Source organism: Pseudomonas shirazica (assembly GCF_015168335.1).
GTDB lineage: Bacteria > Pseudomonadota > Gammaproteobacteria > Pseudomonadales > Pseudomonadaceae > Aquipseudomonas > Aquipseudomonas asiatica.
Genome location: NZ_CP063456.1, coordinates 2,581,288 through 2,596,950, shown reverse-complemented (window position 1 = coordinate 2,596,950; position 15,663 = coordinate 2,581,288). Strand labels below are relative to the sequence as shown.

At 63.7% G+C, this 15,663-nt stretch carries 15 protein-coding genes; 3 read left to right on the top strand and 12 right to left on the bottom strand.

The window, feature by feature from the left end:
• Positions 1 to 63: 63 nt before the first annotated feature.
• Positions 64 to 579, bottom strand: a complete 516-nt coding sequence (locus tag IMX18_RS11810; RefSeq protein WP_015270245.1) for a DUF3016 domain-containing protein — start codon at positions 577 to 579, stop codon at positions 64 to 66.
• A 75-nt stretch (positions 580 to 654) separates the two neighbouring features.
• On the opposite strand from IMX18_RS11810, the gene IMX18_RS11805 reads away from it, so the two are divergent.
• Positions 655 to 1,362, top strand: a complete 708-nt coding sequence (locus tag IMX18_RS11805) for a metallophosphoesterase (RefSeq protein ID WP_015270246.1) — start codon at positions 655 to 657, stop codon at positions 1,360 to 1,362.
• On the opposite strand, the gene IMX18_RS11800 is transcribed toward IMX18_RS11805, so the two are convergent.
• Both IMX18_RS11800 and IMX18_RS11795 read right to left on the bottom strand, forming a co-directional pair.
• On the bottom strand, positions 1,328 to 1,942 hold the full coding sequence (locus IMX18_RS11800) for a LysE family translocator (protein WP_100413736.1): 615 nt from the start codon (positions 1,940 to 1,942) through the stop codon (positions 1,328 to 1,330). The two genes, IMX18_RS11805 and IMX18_RS11800, sit on opposite strands and share 35 nt — an antisense overlap.
• A 211-nt stretch (positions 1,943 to 2,153) precedes the next feature.
• Positions 2,154 to 2,963 carry a helix-turn-helix transcriptional regulator gene (locus IMX18_RS11795; protein WP_100413737.1) on the bottom strand — a complete coding sequence of 270 codons (810 nt, stop codon included), beginning with the start codon at positions 2,961 to 2,963 and terminating at the stop codon, positions 2,154 to 2,156.
• A 131-nt stretch (positions 2,964 to 3,094) separates the two neighbouring features.
• Between IMX18_RS11795 and IMX18_RS11790 the strand changes: the two genes are divergently transcribed.
• A complete protein-coding gene (locus IMX18_RS11790) occupies positions 3,095 to 3,721 on the top strand; it encodes a LysE family translocator (protein ID WP_054571959.1) in 627 nt (208 codons plus the stop codon).
• On the opposite strand, the gene IMX18_RS11785 is transcribed toward IMX18_RS11790, so the two are convergent.
• The 6 genes from IMX18_RS11785 to IMX18_RS11760 form a co-directional block, all read right to left on the bottom strand.
• Complete coding sequence (locus IMX18_RS11785; RefSeq protein ID WP_013972552.1) at positions 3,718 to 3,993, bottom strand: peptidylprolyl isomerase; 276 nt, start codon at positions 3,991 to 3,993, stop codon at positions 3,718 to 3,720. The genes IMX18_RS11790 and IMX18_RS11785 overlap by 4 nt on opposite strands.
• Before the next feature lie 208 nt (positions 3,994 to 4,201).
• Positions 4,202 to 6,154, bottom strand: a complete 1,953-nt coding sequence (locus IMX18_RS11780; RefSeq protein WP_100413739.1) for an acetoacetate--CoA ligase — start codon at positions 6,152 to 6,154, stop codon at positions 4,202 to 4,204.
• 143 nt (positions 6,155 to 6,297) lie between these two features.
• On the bottom strand, positions 6,298 to 6,777 hold the full coding sequence (gene eco / locus IMX18_RS11775; protein ID WP_054571957.1) for a serine protease inhibitor ecotin: 480 nt from the start codon (positions 6,775 to 6,777) through the stop codon (positions 6,298 to 6,300).
• Between the two features lie 55 nt (positions 6,778 to 6,832).
• On the bottom strand, positions 6,833 to 7,603 hold the full coding sequence (gene hbdH, locus IMX18_RS11770; RefSeq protein WP_015270252.1) for a 3-hydroxybutyrate dehydrogenase: 771 nt from the start codon (positions 7,601 to 7,603) through the stop codon (positions 6,833 to 6,835).
• A gap of 10 nt (positions 7,604 to 7,613) precedes the next feature.
• Positions 7,614 to 9,005, bottom strand: a complete 1,392-nt coding sequence (locus IMX18_RS11765) for a GntP family permease (RefSeq protein ID WP_217190448.1) — start codon at positions 9,003 to 9,005, stop codon at positions 7,614 to 7,616.
• A 269-nt stretch (positions 9,006 to 9,274) separates the two neighbouring features.
• Positions 9,275 to 10,657 (bottom strand): sigma-54 interaction domain-containing protein, encoded by a 1,383-nt coding sequence (locus IMX18_RS11760; RefSeq protein WP_015270254.1) that lies wholly within the window; start codon positions 10,655 to 10,657, stop codon positions 9,275 to 9,277.
• A gap of 143 nt (positions 10,658 to 10,800) precedes the next feature.
• Between IMX18_RS11760 and IMX18_RS11755 the strand changes: the two genes are divergently transcribed.
• Positions 10,801 to 11,706, top strand: coding sequence for an RHS repeat-associated core domain-containing protein (locus IMX18_RS11755; protein WP_085986362.1), 906 nt, complete (start codon positions 10,801 to 10,803; stop codon positions 11,704 to 11,706).
• On the opposite strand, the gene IMX18_RS11750 is transcribed toward IMX18_RS11755, so the two are convergent.
• The 3 genes from IMX18_RS11750 to IMX18_RS11740 are packed head-to-tail and all read right to left on the bottom strand — an operon-like array spanning position 11,663 to position 15,662.
• Entirely contained in the window at positions 11,663 to 12,679 is a 1,017-nt protein-coding gene (locus tag IMX18_RS11750; RefSeq protein ID WP_015270256.1) for an ABC transporter permease, read from the bottom strand. The genes IMX18_RS11755 and IMX18_RS11750 overlap by 44 nt on opposite strands.
• The gene (locus IMX18_RS11745) at positions 12,679 to 13,737 is read right to left on the bottom strand and encodes a microcin C ABC transporter permease YejB (protein ID WP_100413742.1); all 1,059 of its coding nucleotides are present in this window, start codon (positions 13,735 to 13,737) and stop codon (positions 12,679 to 12,681) included. Before IMX18_RS11745 ends, IMX18_RS11750 begins: the two co-directional genes overlap by 1 nt.
• Complete coding sequence (locus IMX18_RS11740) at positions 13,734 to 15,662, bottom strand: extracellular solute-binding protein (RefSeq protein ID WP_217190446.1); 1,929 nt, start codon at positions 15,660 to 15,662, stop codon at positions 13,734 to 13,736. Before IMX18_RS11740 ends, IMX18_RS11745 begins: the two co-directional genes overlap by 4 nt.
• Position 15,663: the final 1 nt, after the last annotated feature.

Below are 15,663 nucleotides of genomic sequence, written 5' to 3'. Positions count from 1 at the left end.
CTGGTACAGGTTGAAGGGCCGAGCATACTACCGGCACCAACGCCTGTACCAGTGAAGGGATTTTCAGGATGCCGGGTGGACGGCGAAACGCTGGCGGAACCAGTCGTCGAGCATGGCCTTTTCGGCATACAGGCGGTCGCTGCTGCTCGTGACCCGGCCCGGGCGGCTGAGGTACATCTTGTCGCTGACCCGTTCCTGCGCCTGCTGGTCGGGTTTGCCCGGTTGGCTGAGGGTGTAGCTGAGGTCGATGGTCGGCCAGGTGATTTCGCGCATGAAGCGTACATCGTAGGCCTGGCTGTGCCAGGGCTCGAAACGCCCGGCCAGGTCGATGTCGCGGATGTCGATGACCAGTTGCTGGCCAGGTTGCAGGTAGCGCTGGCCAAGCTTCTGAAGGTACTGGGTCAAGGTTTTCATCACATAGGCGTCGGCACCACGCTCGTACCCGTGGCTGTCGAGGCTGGCATCGCGGAATTTTTCCGGATGGTCGAAACGTACCTCGACCTGCGCGGCCGGGGCGCCTTGTGCCATGCTGTCCAGTGACAGCGCCATGAGCACGGCACACACGAGGGCGGTACGCATGATGCACCTCCGGGGCAGACTGCGTGTGCGTCCATTTTACCCCTGGCATGGCGGCGCCAGCAGAGGAAGATTGTAATGGCACGGTTTCGGCGTCTGATTGCCAACCTGCGGGGGCGTGACCTGGCCGTGGGCGATATCCATGGTCACTTCCAGCGCCTGCAGCAATGCCTGGATGGGGTGGGGTTCGATCCGGCCGTGGACCGCCTGTTCAGCGTGGGGGACCTGGTCGACCGTGGCCCGGACAGCGAGGCGGCGCTGGAATGGCTGGCGCAGCCCTGGTTCCATGCCGTGCAGGGTAATCACGAGGCCCTGGCAATCACCCGCGTACGCGGCGGGCGGCTCGATCTGGACATGTACCGCGCCGCCGGGGGTGGCTGGTTTCTGGACCTGCCGAAGGCTCGGCAGTTGCGTTTCGTGGAGCGATTCGAGCAGCTGCCGATTGCGATAGAGGTTGAAAGTGCGGCGGGCTTGGTAGGGCTGCTGCATGCCGACAGCCCATATGCCGACTGGACGGTGTTGAGGACCTGGCTGGAACTGGATGACGACCCGCAAGTACGGGAAGTGTGCCAATGGTCGCGGCGGCGGTTGAAGGTAGGTGATACCGAGCCCGTGCAGGGCCTGCGTGCCTTGTTGGTGGGCCACACGCCGGTACTGGAAGCCAAGCTGCTGGGCAACGTCTGGCACCTGGACACCGGGGGCTGGGCCAGTGGCCATTTCACCTTGATGGACATGCGGACCCTGCAACTGGTCAGCCCCAGGCCAGGTGAAACAACAGTGCCGTAGCCAATAGCACCAGCATGGCCCCGGAGGCCCGTTCCAGCCAGGGCAGGCTGCGGGCGAAGCGCCGCAGCACCAGCGGGTTGCCGATGGCCACGGCAACCAGCAAGTCCCACAGCAGCACGATGCTGAACATCCACAGGGCACAGGTTGCCTTCCAGGCAAAGCTGGCGCTGGCGACCATGCTTACCAGGCTGGCATAGAACAGCGCATTCTTGGGGTTGAGGATGCCGGACAGGAACCCCATGCCCAATCCACGCCACCACCCTTGGGCGGTCTGTTTGCCAGCGACTGTGCTCAGGCTGGTTTGCCCGGCATGGCGCAGGAACAGGGTGCCGATGTACAGCAGGTAGCCGGCGCCGGCCAGTTGCAGGGCGGTGAACAGCAGGCTGCCTTCCTGCAGCACCGACAAACCGGTGAAAGCCATGGCGATGAACACGCCATTGGCCAGGGCGATACCCAGGCAGGCGCCGCTCGCGACGCGCCAGCCGGCGTTGACCGAAGTGCGTGCGACCAGGAAGAAGTCCGGGCCGGGAGAGAGCAGGGCAAGGAAGTGGGCGAGGGCGATGATCAGGAACTGTTGCATTGGGGTGTGGCTGCTCTGGCGGAAAAGCCTGACTCTGCCCCTCAGCGCAAATGCCGTATTGAACAATATTGCAGGCCCCTGTAGGAGCGGCCTTGTGTCGCGAAAGGGCTGCGCAGCAGCCCCGGCAATCTGTGCGGCGGAGCTGAAAACCTGGGGCCGCTTCGCGCCCCATCGCGACACAAGGCCGCTCCTACAGAGACCGCGCGGGCCTTCAGTCTCCCCGATACTGCCCTGGTGTCACCCCCACATGGGCCTTGAACACCCGCTGGAAATGGCTTTGGTCGGCAAAACCGAGCCGATAGGCCACCTCCGCCAGGGCCTGCCCTTCACCCAACAATTGCCGCCCACGGTTGACCCGGGCATTTAGCAGGTAGGCATGCGGCGTAAACCCGGTGGCCGCGCGAAATGCGCGAATCAGCTGGTAGCGCCCAAGCCCGGCCTGCCGGGCCAGTAACGCCAGGCTCAACTGCGACGGGTCCTTGCCTTCGATGTGCGCGATCAGCCCACTCATTTCGCTCTTCCCCAAAGCCGGCGCCGGCGCCAGCGGCGCGTGCCTGGCAAAGTCGAGATCACCCAGAAAGGCAATCAGCGCCGCATCTTTCTCTCCGTTGCTGGCGCTGGAAAACAGCAAACTGTTCAGTTCGCAGAACTGCCGATATACCTCCGGCTCCTGGCAGATACGTGCCGGCTCGCCGGGCCCGGCACCATCCAGCCCGGACTCCAGGTGCAGCTGTGCCAGCCAGTCGGCATCCACATGCAGCATCTGGTAGCTCCACGCTTGCCCGGGTTCGGGGTTGCAGGCATGTACCCGGCGGGCCGGGACCAGCACCAGAGTGCCAGGCGTCAGGCGTTGCTGGCCGTTGCCGGCACCGGTGAAATGACTGTGGCCGGCATCCACCACACCGATGGAAAACGTTGGGTGGCTGTGGGCCTTGTAGCAGGCGCGGCTATGACAGGCGCGGCGGCTTTCGACATGCGGCAGGGCCGGGTCGCGCCACAGCGCGGCATGGGAACGGGGCATCACAGGGTCCTCGATATGCCAGGCAGCTTATCAGGCGCTGCGCACCCATACAGTTTTTTCCACTGGCTGTAACTTGACCACCAGGCCAGCTACGCGCCGAAATAGGCGCCTGTTGCCAAAGGAAAACGATAATGGACCTTTCAAGCCTGCTGCTTTTCATCCCCGCCTGTTTCGCCCTGAACATGGCGCCGGGGCCGAACAACCTGCTGTCGCTGCACAATGCCAGCCGTTACGGCCTGCGTACGGCCTGCGTGGCCGGTGGCGGGCGCATCGTCGCCTTCAGCGGCATGATCGCCCTGGCGGCGATGGGCCTGGCAGTGGTGCTGCACACCAGCGAATACCTGTTCCTGGCCATCAAGTTGGCGGGGGCGGCCTACCTGTTCTATATCGCCTGGCAACTGTGGCGGGCACCGGTGGGCGAGGCCGCGGTTGCAGGTGATCAGCCGCACGGCACTTGGCGTCTGATACGCCAGGAGTTCTGGATGGCTGCTGGTAATCCGAAGGCTATCCTGATCTTCACCGCGTTCCTGCCGCAGTTCGTTTCGGTCGGCAGTACCACTCCGGTGAGCGAGCAGTTCCTTTGGTTGGGTGCGTTGTTCCTGTTGTTGGAATGGGCCGCCATCGCCATCTACGCCGGCCTGGGGGCGTACATGCAACGCTGGTTCAGCCAGCCCGGCCCACGCCGGCTGTTCAACCGGGTCAGCGCCTCATTGCTGGGCTGCGCGGGTCTCGGGCTGCTGGCTGCGCGGCGCGCTTAATCGCGGTAGAACGTCTGCACCAGGTGATAGCCGAACTTGCTCTTGATCGGCCCGTGCACCACGCGCAGGGGTTTCTTGAAGATCACCTGGTCGATGGCGCCGACCATCTGCCCGGGGCGGATTTCACCCAGGTCGCCGCCACGTTTGCCCGAAGGGCAGGTGGAGAACTTTTTTGCGAGCACGTCGAAAGCCTCGCCATTGGCGATGCGCTGCTTGAGCTTTTCGGCTTCGTCAGCGGTCTTGACCAGGATGTGGCGGGCTTGGGCTTTCATGGGGTACCTGTGCTTCTGGGGCGGAAAAAGTGGGCATTATGCCTCATAGTTTTGTGCTGAGGCGATTACGCGTCCCTTGTAGGAGCGGCCTTGTGTCGCGATGGGGCGCGAAGCGGCCCCGGCAACCTGTGCTGCGAAGCTGAAAACCTGGGGCCGCTTCGCGCCCCATCGCGACACAAGGCCGCTCCTACAGGGACGGTGACAAGGGTCAGGTTTGCAACTCCTCGCGATCCCGGAACTGCTCCAGTGCCTCGGGGTTGGCCAGGGCGTCGGTGTTCTTCACCGGCAAGCCATGCACCACATTGCGAATCGCCAACTCCACCAGCTTGCCGCTGATGGTACGCGGGATGTCATCGACCTGGGCGATCACCGCCGGTACATGGCGGGGCGTGGTGTACTGGCGGATCACCTGGCGGATGTGCTGGCGCAGGGCCTCATCCAGCTGCAGGCCGTCACGCAGGCGAACGAACAGCACCACCCGCACGTCGCCTTGCCAGTCCTGGCCGATGGCCACGCTTTCCAGCACCTGCTCGACCTTTTCCACCTGGCGGTAGATCTCCGCCGTGCCAATGCGCACGCCACCGGGGTTGAGCACGGCATCGGAGCGGCCATGAATCACCAGCCCGCCGTCGGCACGCTGTTCGGCGTAGTCGCCCTGGGCCCACACCCCCGGGAACTGGCTGAAGTAGGCGTCGTGATAGCGGCTGCCGTCCGTGTCCTTCCAGAACCCCAGCGGCATGGACGGGAAGTTGCGCGTGCACACCAGCTCGCCTTTTTCGCCCAGCACCGGCTGGCCATGCTCGTTCCATACTTCCACCGCCATGCCCAAGCCCTTGCACTGGATCTCGCCACGGCGCACTGGAAGGGTCGGGTTGCCCAGCACGAAGCAGGAGACGATATCGGTACCGCCGGACATCGACGCCAGGCACAGGTCGGCCTTGATCTTGCGGTACACGTAGTCGTAGCTGTGTGGCGACAGTGGCGAGCCGGTGGACAGTAGCAGGCGCAAGCGCGCCAGGCGGTGGCTTGCCGCAGGCTCCAGGCCCGCCTGCTCCAGTGCCGCCAGGTACTTGGCGCTGGTACCGAAGGCCTGGATATCCTCGGCGTCGATCAGGTCTAGCAGCCGCTCGGGGCCGGGATGGAAGGGCGAGCCGTCATACAGCACCAGCGTGGCGCCCACCGCCAGGCCGCTGACCAGCCAGTTCCACATCATCCAGCCGCAGGTGGTGTAGTAGAACAGTACGTCATCGGCTTTCAGGTCATTGTGCAGGCCATGTTCCTTCAGGTGCTGCAACAACACGCCGCCGGCGCGGTGGACGATGCACTTGGGTACGCCGGTGGTGCCGCTGGAATACAGGATGTACAGCGGGTGATCGAAGGGCAGCGGGGTGAAGCGGGGCTCGCCGCCGGGCTGATAGAACTCGTCCCACAGGCTGACATTGGCGGCCTGGAATTCGTCGACACGCGTTCCGCTGCGGGTGTGGGGTACCACGATCAACTGTTCCAGCCCGGGCAGCTGCGCGCACACCTGGTTGACCTTGTCCACCTGGTCGATGGCTTTGCCGGCGTACTGGTACCCGGCGCAGGCGATCAGCAGCTTGGGCTCGATCTGGCCGAAGCGGTCGATGATGCCGTGCACGCCAAACTCGGGCGAGGAGCTGGACCAGACCGCACCGAGGCTTGTGCAGGCAAGCATGGCGACAAGGGTCTGCCAGGTATTGGGCATGATGGCGGCTACGCGGTCGCCGGGGGCGATGCCGGTGGCCTTCAAGGCTGTTTGCAGGCCGGCCACCTGGGCGGCCAGCTGGGCATGGGTGAACAGCTGACGCTGGCCGTCTTCGCGCACGGCGACCAGGGCCGGGCGGTCGTCACGGCGGCGCAGCAGGTGTTCGGCGAAGTTGAGGGTGGCGTTGGCGAACCACTGGGCATCGGGCATCTGCGGCCCTTCGCTGAGCACCTGGCTTGGCGGGGTATGCCAGTGAACGTGGAAGTAGTCGGCAACGGTTTGCCAGAAGGCAGGGCGCTGCTCGATGCTCCAGCGGTGCAGCGCGTGGTAGTCGTCGAGTTGCAGGTTGTAACGCAGGTTGACCCGGCGGCGGAAGGCATCCATCCGGCTGGCCTCGATCTGCGCCGTGGAGGGGCGCCAGAGCACATCGTTCATGCCGAACCTCCTGTTGCCTGCAAGGGCCCCATCGCCGGCAAGCCAGCTCCCACAGGAACCTCACAGGTCTTGAGTGCAGTGACCAACCTGTGGGAGCCGGCTTGCCGGCGATGAAGGCACCATCAAGGCCAAAGGCTTGCGTTTTACTCTACTTTAGCCTTTTGCACGTCCTGCGACGCGGTCCACACGCGGTAGCGCACTTCGACGTCCTTGGGCACATACACCACCACCGGCAGCTTGCTGTTGTAGCGCAGCATGAAGCCTTCACCGACCACAGGCACGAAGGCCTCGGTCTTCTTGCCATCGGGGCAGGCCATCAGCGTGCTGGCCGGGCCGCTGACCTTGTCCAGGCGGTAGTAGCTGTAGCCCCAGCCTTCCAGGGTACGTTCCTCCAGGCTGCCGCCCAGGCGCTGGCGATTGCAGTCCACCTTCAGGGTCTTGCCGGCGAGGATTTCCAGTTGATAGGCCGACTCATCAGCCTGGGCCGGCAGGTGGATGACCTGCCGGGTAAAGCCTTTTTCCGCCTCGGGGTAGGGCGCGACGTCCTTCAGGCTGGCTGCCATCGCGGGTGCGACGGCAGCCAGGGTCAGGGCCAGAATCGCGGTCATCGGGGTTGGGCGCATAGGGCCTCCTTGCAGATAAACGAATGCAAGACCGCCGCCAGGCCCAGGCCGCCCGTCACTGGGCCAACCAGCCACCATCGACGTTCCAGGCGGCACCGCGAACCTGGCTACCGGCCTCGCTGCACAGGAATAGTACCAGCTCACCCAGGTGCTCGGGGGTGACGAAGGCCAGCGACGGTTGTTTTTCTGCCAGCAGATCGTGCTGCGCTTGCAGCGGATCGACACCGTTGGCAGCACGATCGTCGATCTGCTTCTGCACCAGCGGGGTTAACACCCAGCCAGGGCAGATGGCATTGCAGGTGACGTTACTGGTGGCGGTTTCCAGGCCCACCACCTTGGTCAGGCCGACCACGCCGTGCTTGGCCGCCACATAGGCCGCCTTGCCGGTAGAGCCGACCAGGCCGTGCACAGAAGCGATGTTGATGATGCGCCCCCAATTGCGCGTGCGCATGCCAGGCAGGGCCAGTCGCGTAGCGTGGAACACGGCCGACAGGTTGAGGGCGATGATCTTGTCCCAGCTTTCCAGCGGGAACTGTTCCACTGGCGCCACGTGCTGGATACCGGCGTTGTTGACCAGGATGTCGACGTCGCCGAACTCGCGCGCGGCCACGGCGAACAGCGCTTCGATCTGGGCCACGTCCGAGAGGTCGGCCGGGTGATGGACTGCCTTCACCCCGTGCCGGGCGATCTCGGCCAGCGCCGGGGCAGGGTCGCCGAAGCCGTTGAGCACGATGTTGGCGCCTGCGCGGGCCAGCACCTGGGCAATGCCCAGGCCGATGCCGCTGGTGGAACCGGTGACGAGTGCGGTCTTGCCTTTGAGGGTCATGCAAAGCTCCTTAGACGATGCCGGTGGCGTAGAACGTGGCGATGACCACGAACACCGCCAGGGTCTTGATCAGGGTAATACCGAAAATGTCCTTGTAGGCCTCGCGGTGGGTCAGCCCGGTCACGGCCAGCAGGGTGATGACCGCACCGTTGTGCGGCAGGGTGTCCATGCCACCGCTGGCCATGGCGGCCACGCGGTGCAGTACTTCGAGCGGGATGTTGGCGGCATTGGCGGCGGCGATGAAGGCGTCGCCCATGGCCGCCAGGGCGATGCTCATGCCGCCCGAGGCAGAGCCGGTGATGCCGGCCAGCAAGGTCACGGTAATCGCTTCGTTGACCAGTGGGTTGGGGATACCGCGCAGGGCGTCGGCCAATACCAGGAAGCCCGGCAGCGAGGCGATCACCGCGCCAAAGCCGTATTCCGAGGCGGTGTTCATGGCCGCCAGCAAGGCACCGCCCACGGCGCTTTTGGTGCCTTCGGCCAGGCGGGCACGGATGGCGCCGAAGGCACACACCAGCACCATCAGGATGCCCACCAGCAACGCTGCCTGCACCGCCCAGATGGCAGTGAGCTTGGCCACATCGCTTTGCACCGGTGCGCTCATGCCGGGCAGTTGCAGGCTGTGACTGGGGCCGTACCACTGCGGGATCCAGTGGGTGAACAGCAGGTTCATCACCCCCACCAGCAGCAGCGGTGACAGAGCCAGCCAGGGGTTGGGCAGTGCCAGGTCGGCAGCGGTCTCCGGTTCGTTGCGCAAGTCGCTGCCATAGCCTTCACCGGCGCGCTGGGCCTTGTTGCGCTGGCGCTGCAGGTAGGCCATGCCGGCGCAGAACACGAACAATGTGCCGATCAGGCCCAGCCATGGCGCTGCCCAGGCGGTGGTGTTGAAGAAGGTGCTGGGGATGATGTTCTGGATCTGCGGGGTGCCGGGCAGGGCATCCATGGTGAACGAGAACGCGCCCAGGGCGATGGTTGCCGGGATCAGGCGCTTGGGGATATTGCTCTGGCGGAACATCTCGGCGGCGAACGGGTACACCGCGAACACCACCACGAACAGCGAAACGCCGCCATAGGTGAGCAGCGCGCAGACCAGCACGATCACCAGCATCGCCTGGCGGGTGCCGAGCACGCGGATGGCGGCGGCGACGATCGAGCGCGAGAAACCGGACAGCTCGATCAGCTTGCCGAACACGGCGCCCAGCAGGAACACCGGGAAGTAGAGCTTGATGAAGCCGACCATTTTCTCCATGAATACCCCGGTGAATGCGGGGGCCACGGCGGACGGGTCGGTGAGCAGTACCGCACCGAGGGCGGCGATGGGGGCGAAGAGGATTACGCTGTAGCCGCGGTAGGCAGCCAGCATCAGCAAGGCCAGAGCGGCGAGGGCGATGAGCACGGTCATCGGGGTGGGTCTCCTGGGTGAGTCTTGTTTTTATCGGTGAGCAGGAGATAGCGGGAATCGTGCCAGTTTTTAACTCATTGATTTATATGGGTATTTTGTTTTCTTCTGAATTTTTGTCTCTGTCTTGAGATTTTGGGGCCGCTTTGCGGCCCATCGCGACACAAGGCCGCTCCTACATGTGCACCGCAATCTCCTGTAGGAGCGGCCTTGTGTCGCGATCGAGGGCAAAGCCCTCGCGACAGTCTCGAAATGGAAACAAAAGTCTCCAGTCAGAGACCGAGCGCTACCATCTTCTTATACAGCGTTGACCGCCCCAGTCCTAACGCCGACGCAGCTTCCGGCACATTTCCCCCATGTTCGGCCAGTGCCCCGACAATCAGCTCGCGCTCAAATGCCTCACAGGCCTCACGGTAAGTCTGCCGCATAGGTTCACCCGCCACCGGGCTCAACGGCCCCAATGCCGCCCGAAGATCCGCCACCCCCAGCCGCGGCTGATCCGCCAGCAGCGTGGCCCGCTCCAGCACATTGCGCAGCTCGCGAATGTTCCCCGGCCATGCATGCCGCGCCAGTAGCTGCTGCGCTTCGGCCTCGAGCTCATACTGGCTGCCCAGTTCGCCCAGGATGGCCTCGCACAGCGCCGGCAGGTCCTCCAGCCGTTGCCGCAGTGGTGGCACCTCGATCGGCAGCACATTCAGCCGGTAATACAGATCGGCGCGGAATGCCCCGCGGGCGATGGCGGCCTGCAGGTCGATGGAAGTGGCGGCAATGATGCGCACATCACTGCGCAGCATCTGGTTCGAGCCTACCGGCTCGTACTCCTTCTCCTGCAACACCCGCAGCAGCTTGCTCTGCAGGGCCAGCGGCATGTCGCCGATCTCGTCGAGGAACAGCGTGCCGCCTTCGGCCAGTTGCAGCTTGCCGCTGCGGCCCTTGCGGTCGGCGCCGGTAAAGGCGCCGGGGGCGGTACCGAAGAATTCGGCTTCCAGCAGCGTCTCGGGGATCGCCGCACTGTTGATGCTGACAAACGCCTTGTGCGCCCGCGCCGACGCCGCATGGATGGCATGGGCCAGCAGTTCCTTGCCGGTGCCGGTTTCGCCCAGCAGCAACACCGGCGAATCACTGCTTGCGCCACGCCGGGCGCGGCGCTTGGCCTCCAGGCTGGCGGCGCTGCTGCCGACGAACTGGGCGAAGCTGTACTTGGCCTGGCGAGCGCGCAACTGCGAGCGGGTCGAGGCCAGTTCCTGCTGCATGCTGGAATAGCGTTTGAGCAGCGGCGACAGGCTGCGCAACTCGTCGAACAGGGCAAAGCCGATGGCACCGATTAGCGCGCCCTGGTCGTCGTGGATGGGCAGGCGCATAACCACCAGCGGCTCGTTCGGGGTGTCGAGCATGTCCAGCAGGATTGGCCGGCCATTATTCACCACCTCGCGCATCAGGCTGCCCGGGATCACCGCCTCGCAGGGTTGGCCAATAGCGCTTGCCGCGTCGGCCAGGCCAAAACGCCGGGCGTAGCGTTCGTTCATCCAGACGATGCGCGCCTGGCGGTCGACGATTACCGTGCCTTCGCTGGACTGTTCGATGATTTCGAACAGCGAGCGGATCGCCAGTTGTCGTACCTGGGGGTAATCCTTGAGGCTGTCGCTGTCGTGCATGGGGCTCCCCTTTGAGTAACAAGGGAGTATGCCTTGTTCCCCTTGTCATTAGAATGGTGCGTGGCACTAGTAAAACTGCCAGTTTTAATTGGCGCGTAAAAAATATATGTTGGGGTAGTGCGGCCAGATATCAAGTGAAGGAAATGCATACTCGCCGATTTTACAAAATTGATAAAATGATTACCCTTTTAGTAGCGGGAGAATCAGTCTCGCTATTTCAGGTGAAGGCTGCATGCTTGGCAACGTTGTCCGGCAAGAAGTGTACGATGGTAGTTAGTGATGCGAAGCACACGGGATTGGCGTTTCTGTGTAATCGCACGCTTGATATTCATACGTATTTACCCTTCGGGTATTCTGCCCAGGCGCTTATCCATCCGTTGAGGCCTGGATATAATGGAGAATGGTTGTGTTCAGCTTCAGGTGGGTATCTGTTAGGGAATGGTCATCGCGTATTCAAGCCACAACGCATGGGTTTCGAATCGCCAGACGCATTAAGCCCCTTTGGGGCCGGAGGTATTAACGCTTACACTTATTGCCAAGGCGACCCTTTAAACTATGTGGACCCGTCCGGACAGTTCAGGATTGGCCGGCTAAAATTTTCTAATCTCTTCAGGTGGCCATTCAGAAAACGTGTGCGAGTCAGCGATCGTCAAGTGAGCAAGGGCGTCGCGGCTGTTACGAAAGCGCTGGTGGGTGGCTCAGAGCAGCAAAAAGCATCGCTTCGAAAACTCAGTGAGGATCGCCGTGCTTTTAATGAACTCTCAAATGAAGTATTAGCGCTCGGTTCGACTGCCTTTGGCATCTCATGGCGTGGCTCTGATTATCGTGGCATCATTACGGATATTGGTGTTGAGCCGTTTTATTGGCAGCAAAGAAAATTTTCGTATGCACATCAAATTAGTCTGCTGGAGGATCGAAAGGCCTTCCTAACAGCATTTGTGGGGGCTGGGCCGGATCAAGACCTTATTCCTTTGGCACAAGCTGTAAGTGCCAGTCAGGCGTTGATCAGGTCCGGGGGTCAAAGGCCTCCCGCAAGGCATCCCCAATAAAAACCAGCAGCGACAGAATCACCGCCAGGGCAAAGAACGCGGTAAAGCCCAGCCACGGCGCCTCCAGGTGCTGTTTGCCCTGGGTCACCAGCTCTCCCAGCGAAGCGCTCCCGGCCGGCATGCCGAACCCGAGAAAATCCAGTGCAGTCAGGGTGGTGATCGCCCCGGTCAGCATGAACGGCACATAGGTCAGCGTCGCGTTCATGGCATTGGGCAGGATGTGCCGCAGCATCACCTGGCTGTCTGGTAACCCCAGCGCCCTTGCGGCCTTGACGTACTCCAGGTTGCGACCGCGCAGGAACTCTGCGCGCACCACGTCGACCAGCGTCAGCCAGGAGAACAGCGCCATGATCCCCAGCAGCCACCAGAAGTCCGGCTCGACGAACCCGCTGAGGATAATCAGCAGGTACAGCACCGGCAACCCCGACCACACCTCCAGCAGGCGCTGGCCGACCAGGTCGATCCAACCACCGTGGTAGCCCTGCAGGGCTCCGGCCGCCACCCCGATCAGCACGCTGACCACGGTCAGGGCGAAGGCGAACAGCAAGGATACCCGCGTGCCATATAGCACCCGGGCCAGCACGTCGCGGCCCTGGTCGTCGGTACCCAGCCAGTTGCTTGCGCTCGGCGGGCTGGGGGTGGGCACCTGCAGGTCGTAGTTGGGGGTATCGGCGCTGAACGGGATGGGGGCGAACAGCATCCAGCCACCTTGCTGCTCGATCAACTGGCGTACATAGGCGCTGCGGTAGTCTGGCTGGAACGGCAGCTGGCCGCCGAACTGCTGCTCGGTGTAACGCTTGAGCGCCGGCACGTACAGGTCGCCCTTGTAGCCCAGCAGCAGCGGTTTGTCGTTGGCCACCAGCTCGGCGCACAGGCTCAGCAGCAGAAGTGCGGTGAACAGCCACAGCGAAACCCAGCCGAGGCGGTTGCGGCGAAAGCGTTGCAGGCGACGACGCGAGATCGGCGAAAGCATCAGTATGCCCTCGCGTCGAAGTCGATACGCGGGTCGAGCAGGGTGTAAGACAGGTCACCGATCAGGCGGATCAGCAGGCCCGCCAGGGTGAAGATGAACAGCGTGCCGAACACCACCGGGTAATCGCGCGACACGGCCGCTTCGTAACTCATGCGGCCAAGGCCATCGAGCGAGAAGATCACCTCGATCAGCAACGAGCCGGCGAAGAACACCGTGATCAACGCCTGCGGCAACCCCGCCACCACCAACAGCATGGCATTGCGCAGCACGTGGCCATACAGCACCCGGCGTTCGCTCAGGCCCTTGGCGCGGGCGGTAACCACGTATTGCCGGGAAATCTCGTCGAGGAAGGCGTTCTTGGTCAGCAGCGTCAGGGTGGCGAAGCCGCCGATCACCAGGGCGCCGACCGGCAGCACCAGGTGCCAGAAGTAGTCGGCGACCTTGCCAAGCAGGCTGAGCTCGTCGAAGTTGTCCGAGACCAGGCCACGCACCGGGAACCAGCTCAGCGAGGTGCCGCCGGCGAACAGCACGATCAGCAACAGGGCGAACAGGAACGAGGGCAGGGCATAGCCGACCACGATCAGTGCACTGCTCCAGGCATCGAAGCGGCTGCCATGGCGCACCGCCTTGCGGATGCCCAGCGGGATCGACACCAGGTAGGTGATCAGCGTGGCCCAGAAGCCCAGCGACAGGGTTACCGGCAACTTGTCGAGGATCAGGTCGGTGACCTTGGCGCCGCGGAAGAAGCTGTTGCCGAAGTCCAGCCGGGCGTACTGGCCCAGCATCAGCCACAGGCGCTCGGGGGCGGACTTGTCGAAGCCGTACTGACGTTTGATCTCCTCGATCAGTTTCGGGTCCAGGCCACGGGTGGCACGTGACTCGCCGTGCACCACCTCGGCCCGGGCACCGGGAGCGCCACCGCCGATACCTTGCAGGCGTGCCACCGCCTGCTCCACCGGGCCTCCCGGTGCGGCCTGGACGATCAGGAAGTTGACCAACAGGATCGCCAGCAGGGTCGGGACGATCAGCAGCAGACGGCGCAGTAGGTAAGTGGTCATGGCGAGGATTTCCGGCGTTCGGCCATTTGCGCGTTGGTCAGCGCGGCAGGGCTGACTTCCCACCAGGTGTCCAGGCCTTCGTCATAGGCAGCCTGGACCTTGGGCAGGCCGAAGCGGTTCCACCAGACAGTGGAGCTGCCCGGTGGGTAGTAGTTGGGGATCCAGTAGTAGTTCCATTGCAGCACCCGGTCCAGGGCATGGGCGTGGTACAGCATGTCGGCCTGGGTGTCGGCGCGCACCAGGCCGTCGATCAGGCGGTCCACGGCAGGGTCCTGCAGCACCATCAGGTTGTTCGACCCAGGATCGCGGGCTGCTGCCGAGCCGAAATAGTTGTACAGCTCGGCGCCAGGCGACAGGGTGACCGGGTAGCCGGTAACGATCATGTCGTAGTCACGTGCCATCAGGCGGTTGACGTACTGGGCCGAATCGACGTTGCGGATGTCCAGGGTCACGCCAATCTGGGCCAGGTTGCGCTTCCACGGCAGCAGCAGGCGCTCCATGCCTGCCTGGCCGTTGAGGAAGGTAAACGTCAGCGGCGTGCCCTGGCTGTTCACCAGGCGGTCGCCTTCGGGGCGCCAGCCGGCTTGTTCGAGCAGCGCCAGTGCCTGCAGCTGCTGCTTGCGGATGATCCCCGAACCATCGGTGACCGGGGCGGTGAACACGGTGCTGAAGACTTCGTCCGGCACCTTGCCGCGCAACGGTTCGAGCAGTTTCAACTCGCCGGCATCCGGCAGTTGGCGGGCGGCCAGCGGGGTATTGGAGAACACGCTCTGCTGGCGGATGTACATGTTGCGCATCATCTGCCGGTTGCTCCACTCGTAGTCCCACAGCATGCCCAGCGCCTGGCGCACGCGACGGTCCTTGAACGGCGGCCGGTCGAGGTTGAACACGAAGCCTTGGGCCACCTGCGGTTTGGCCGGGCCCAGGTGGGCGCGCTGCAGGCGGCCGTCGTCCAGTTGCGCGCCGTTGTAGCCCAGGGTGTAGGCGGTGGCGGAGAACTCGCGGTTGTAGTCGTAGCCGCCGCCTTTGAGCACCTGCCGCGCCACTTCGGTATCACCGAAGTACTCGATGCGCAGCTTGTCGAAATTGTAGCGGCCACGGCTGACCGGCAGATCGCGCGCCCACCAGTTGGCGTCGCGCTGGAAGGTGATGCTGCGGCCGTTGTCGATGCTCCCGATACGGTACGGCCCGCTGCCGACCGGCTTGTCGAAGCCGGCGCCGTTGGCAAAATCGCGCTGCTGCCAGTCGTGTTCGGGTAGTACCGGCAAGCTGGCGAGGTCGAGTGGCAGGGTGCGGCCGTGGTCAGGCTTGAAGTCGAAGCGCACGCTGTGTGGGCTTTCCACCACGACGGCGGCAACATCGGCGAACTGGGTGCGATACCTCAGGCTGCCCTTGCTCATCAGCAGCTCGAAGGTAAAGCGTACGTCTTCGGCGCGCACCGGCTTGCCATCGGCGAAGGTGGCGCGCGGGTCGATCTCGAAACGCAGCCAGGCATCCTCCGGGCCGCGCTCCATGCGCCGGGCGATCAGGCCGTAGACGGTGTAGGGTTCATCGAACGAGCGCACGGCCAGTGGCGCGTACAGCAGGCCATCGACCTCGCTGACACCGATGCCTTTGTCGATGTACGGCAGGATATGGTCGAACTGGCCGATCTCGATGGCCGAGCGGCGCAGGATGCCGCCTTTGGGGGCGTCGGGGTTGACGTAGTCGAAATGCTGGAAGCTGGCGTTGTAGCGCGGGGCTTCGCCGTAGACGGTGAGGGCGTGGGTGGAGCCGGCGTGGGCGTTGAAAGCCAGGCAAAGCAGGAACAGGCACCACAATCTCTGTAGGAGCGGGCGTGCCCGCGAATGCGTCAGCTCAGGCAACGAGGCTGCATGCTCGGACGCATTCGCGGGCACGCCCGCTCCCACAGGGGATCTCATCACC

What these genes read in the sequence shown, in the direction of transcription:
- IMX18_RS11810 (WP_015270245.1), bottom strand. Translation starts at nt 579, where the DNA reads ATGCGTACCGCCCTCGTGTGTGCCGTGCTCATGGCGCTGTCACTGGAC.
- IMX18_RS11805 (WP_015270246.1), top strand. Translation starts at nt 655, where the DNA reads ATGGCACGGTTTCGGCGTCTGATTGCCAACCTGCGGGGGCGTGACCTG.
- IMX18_RS11800 (WP_100413736.1), bottom strand. Translation starts at nt 1,942, where the DNA reads ATGCAACAGTTCCTGATCATCGCCCTCGCCCACTTCCTTGCCCTGCTC.
- IMX18_RS11795 (WP_100413737.1), bottom strand. Translation starts at nt 2,963, where the DNA reads ATGCCCCGTTCCCATGCCGCGCTGTGGCGCGACCCGGCCCTGCCGCAT.
- IMX18_RS11790 (WP_054571959.1), top strand. Translation starts at nt 3,095, where the DNA reads ATGGACCTTTCAAGCCTGCTGCTTTTCATCCCCGCCTGTTTCGCCCTG.
- IMX18_RS11785 (WP_013972552.1), bottom strand. Translation starts at nt 3,993, where the DNA reads ATGAAAGCCCAAGCCCGCCACATCCTGGTCAAGACCGCTGACGAAGCC.
- IMX18_RS11780 (WP_100413739.1), bottom strand. Translation starts at nt 6,154, where the DNA reads ATGAACGATGTGCTCTGGCGCCCCTCCACGGCGCAGATCGAGGCCAGC.
- eco (WP_054571957.1), bottom strand. Translation starts at nt 6,777, where the DNA reads ATGCGCCCAACCCCGATGACCGCGATTCTGGCCCTGACCCTGGCTGCC.
- hbdH (WP_015270252.1), bottom strand. Translation starts at nt 7,603, where the DNA reads ATGACCCTCAAAGGCAAGACCGCACTCGTCACCGGTTCCACCAGCGGC.
- IMX18_RS11765 (WP_217190448.1), bottom strand. Translation starts at nt 9,005, where the DNA reads ATGACCGTGCTCATCGCCCTCGCCGCTCTGGCCTTGCTGATGCTGGCT.
- IMX18_RS11760 (WP_015270254.1), bottom strand. Translation starts at nt 10,657, where the DNA reads ATGCACGACAGCGACAGCCTCAAGGATTACCCCCAGGTACGACAACTG.
- IMX18_RS11755 (WP_085986362.1), top strand. Translation starts at nt 10,801, where the DNA reads ATGCATACTCGCCGATTTTACAAAATTGATAAAATGATTACCCTTTTA.
- IMX18_RS11750 (WP_015270256.1), bottom strand. Translation starts at nt 12,679, where the DNA reads ATGCTTTCGCCGATCTCGCGTCGTCGCCTGCAACGCTTTCGCCGCAAC.
- IMX18_RS11745 (WP_100413742.1), bottom strand. Translation starts at nt 13,737, where the DNA reads ATGACCACTTACCTACTGCGCCGTCTGCTGCTGATCGTCCCGACCCTG.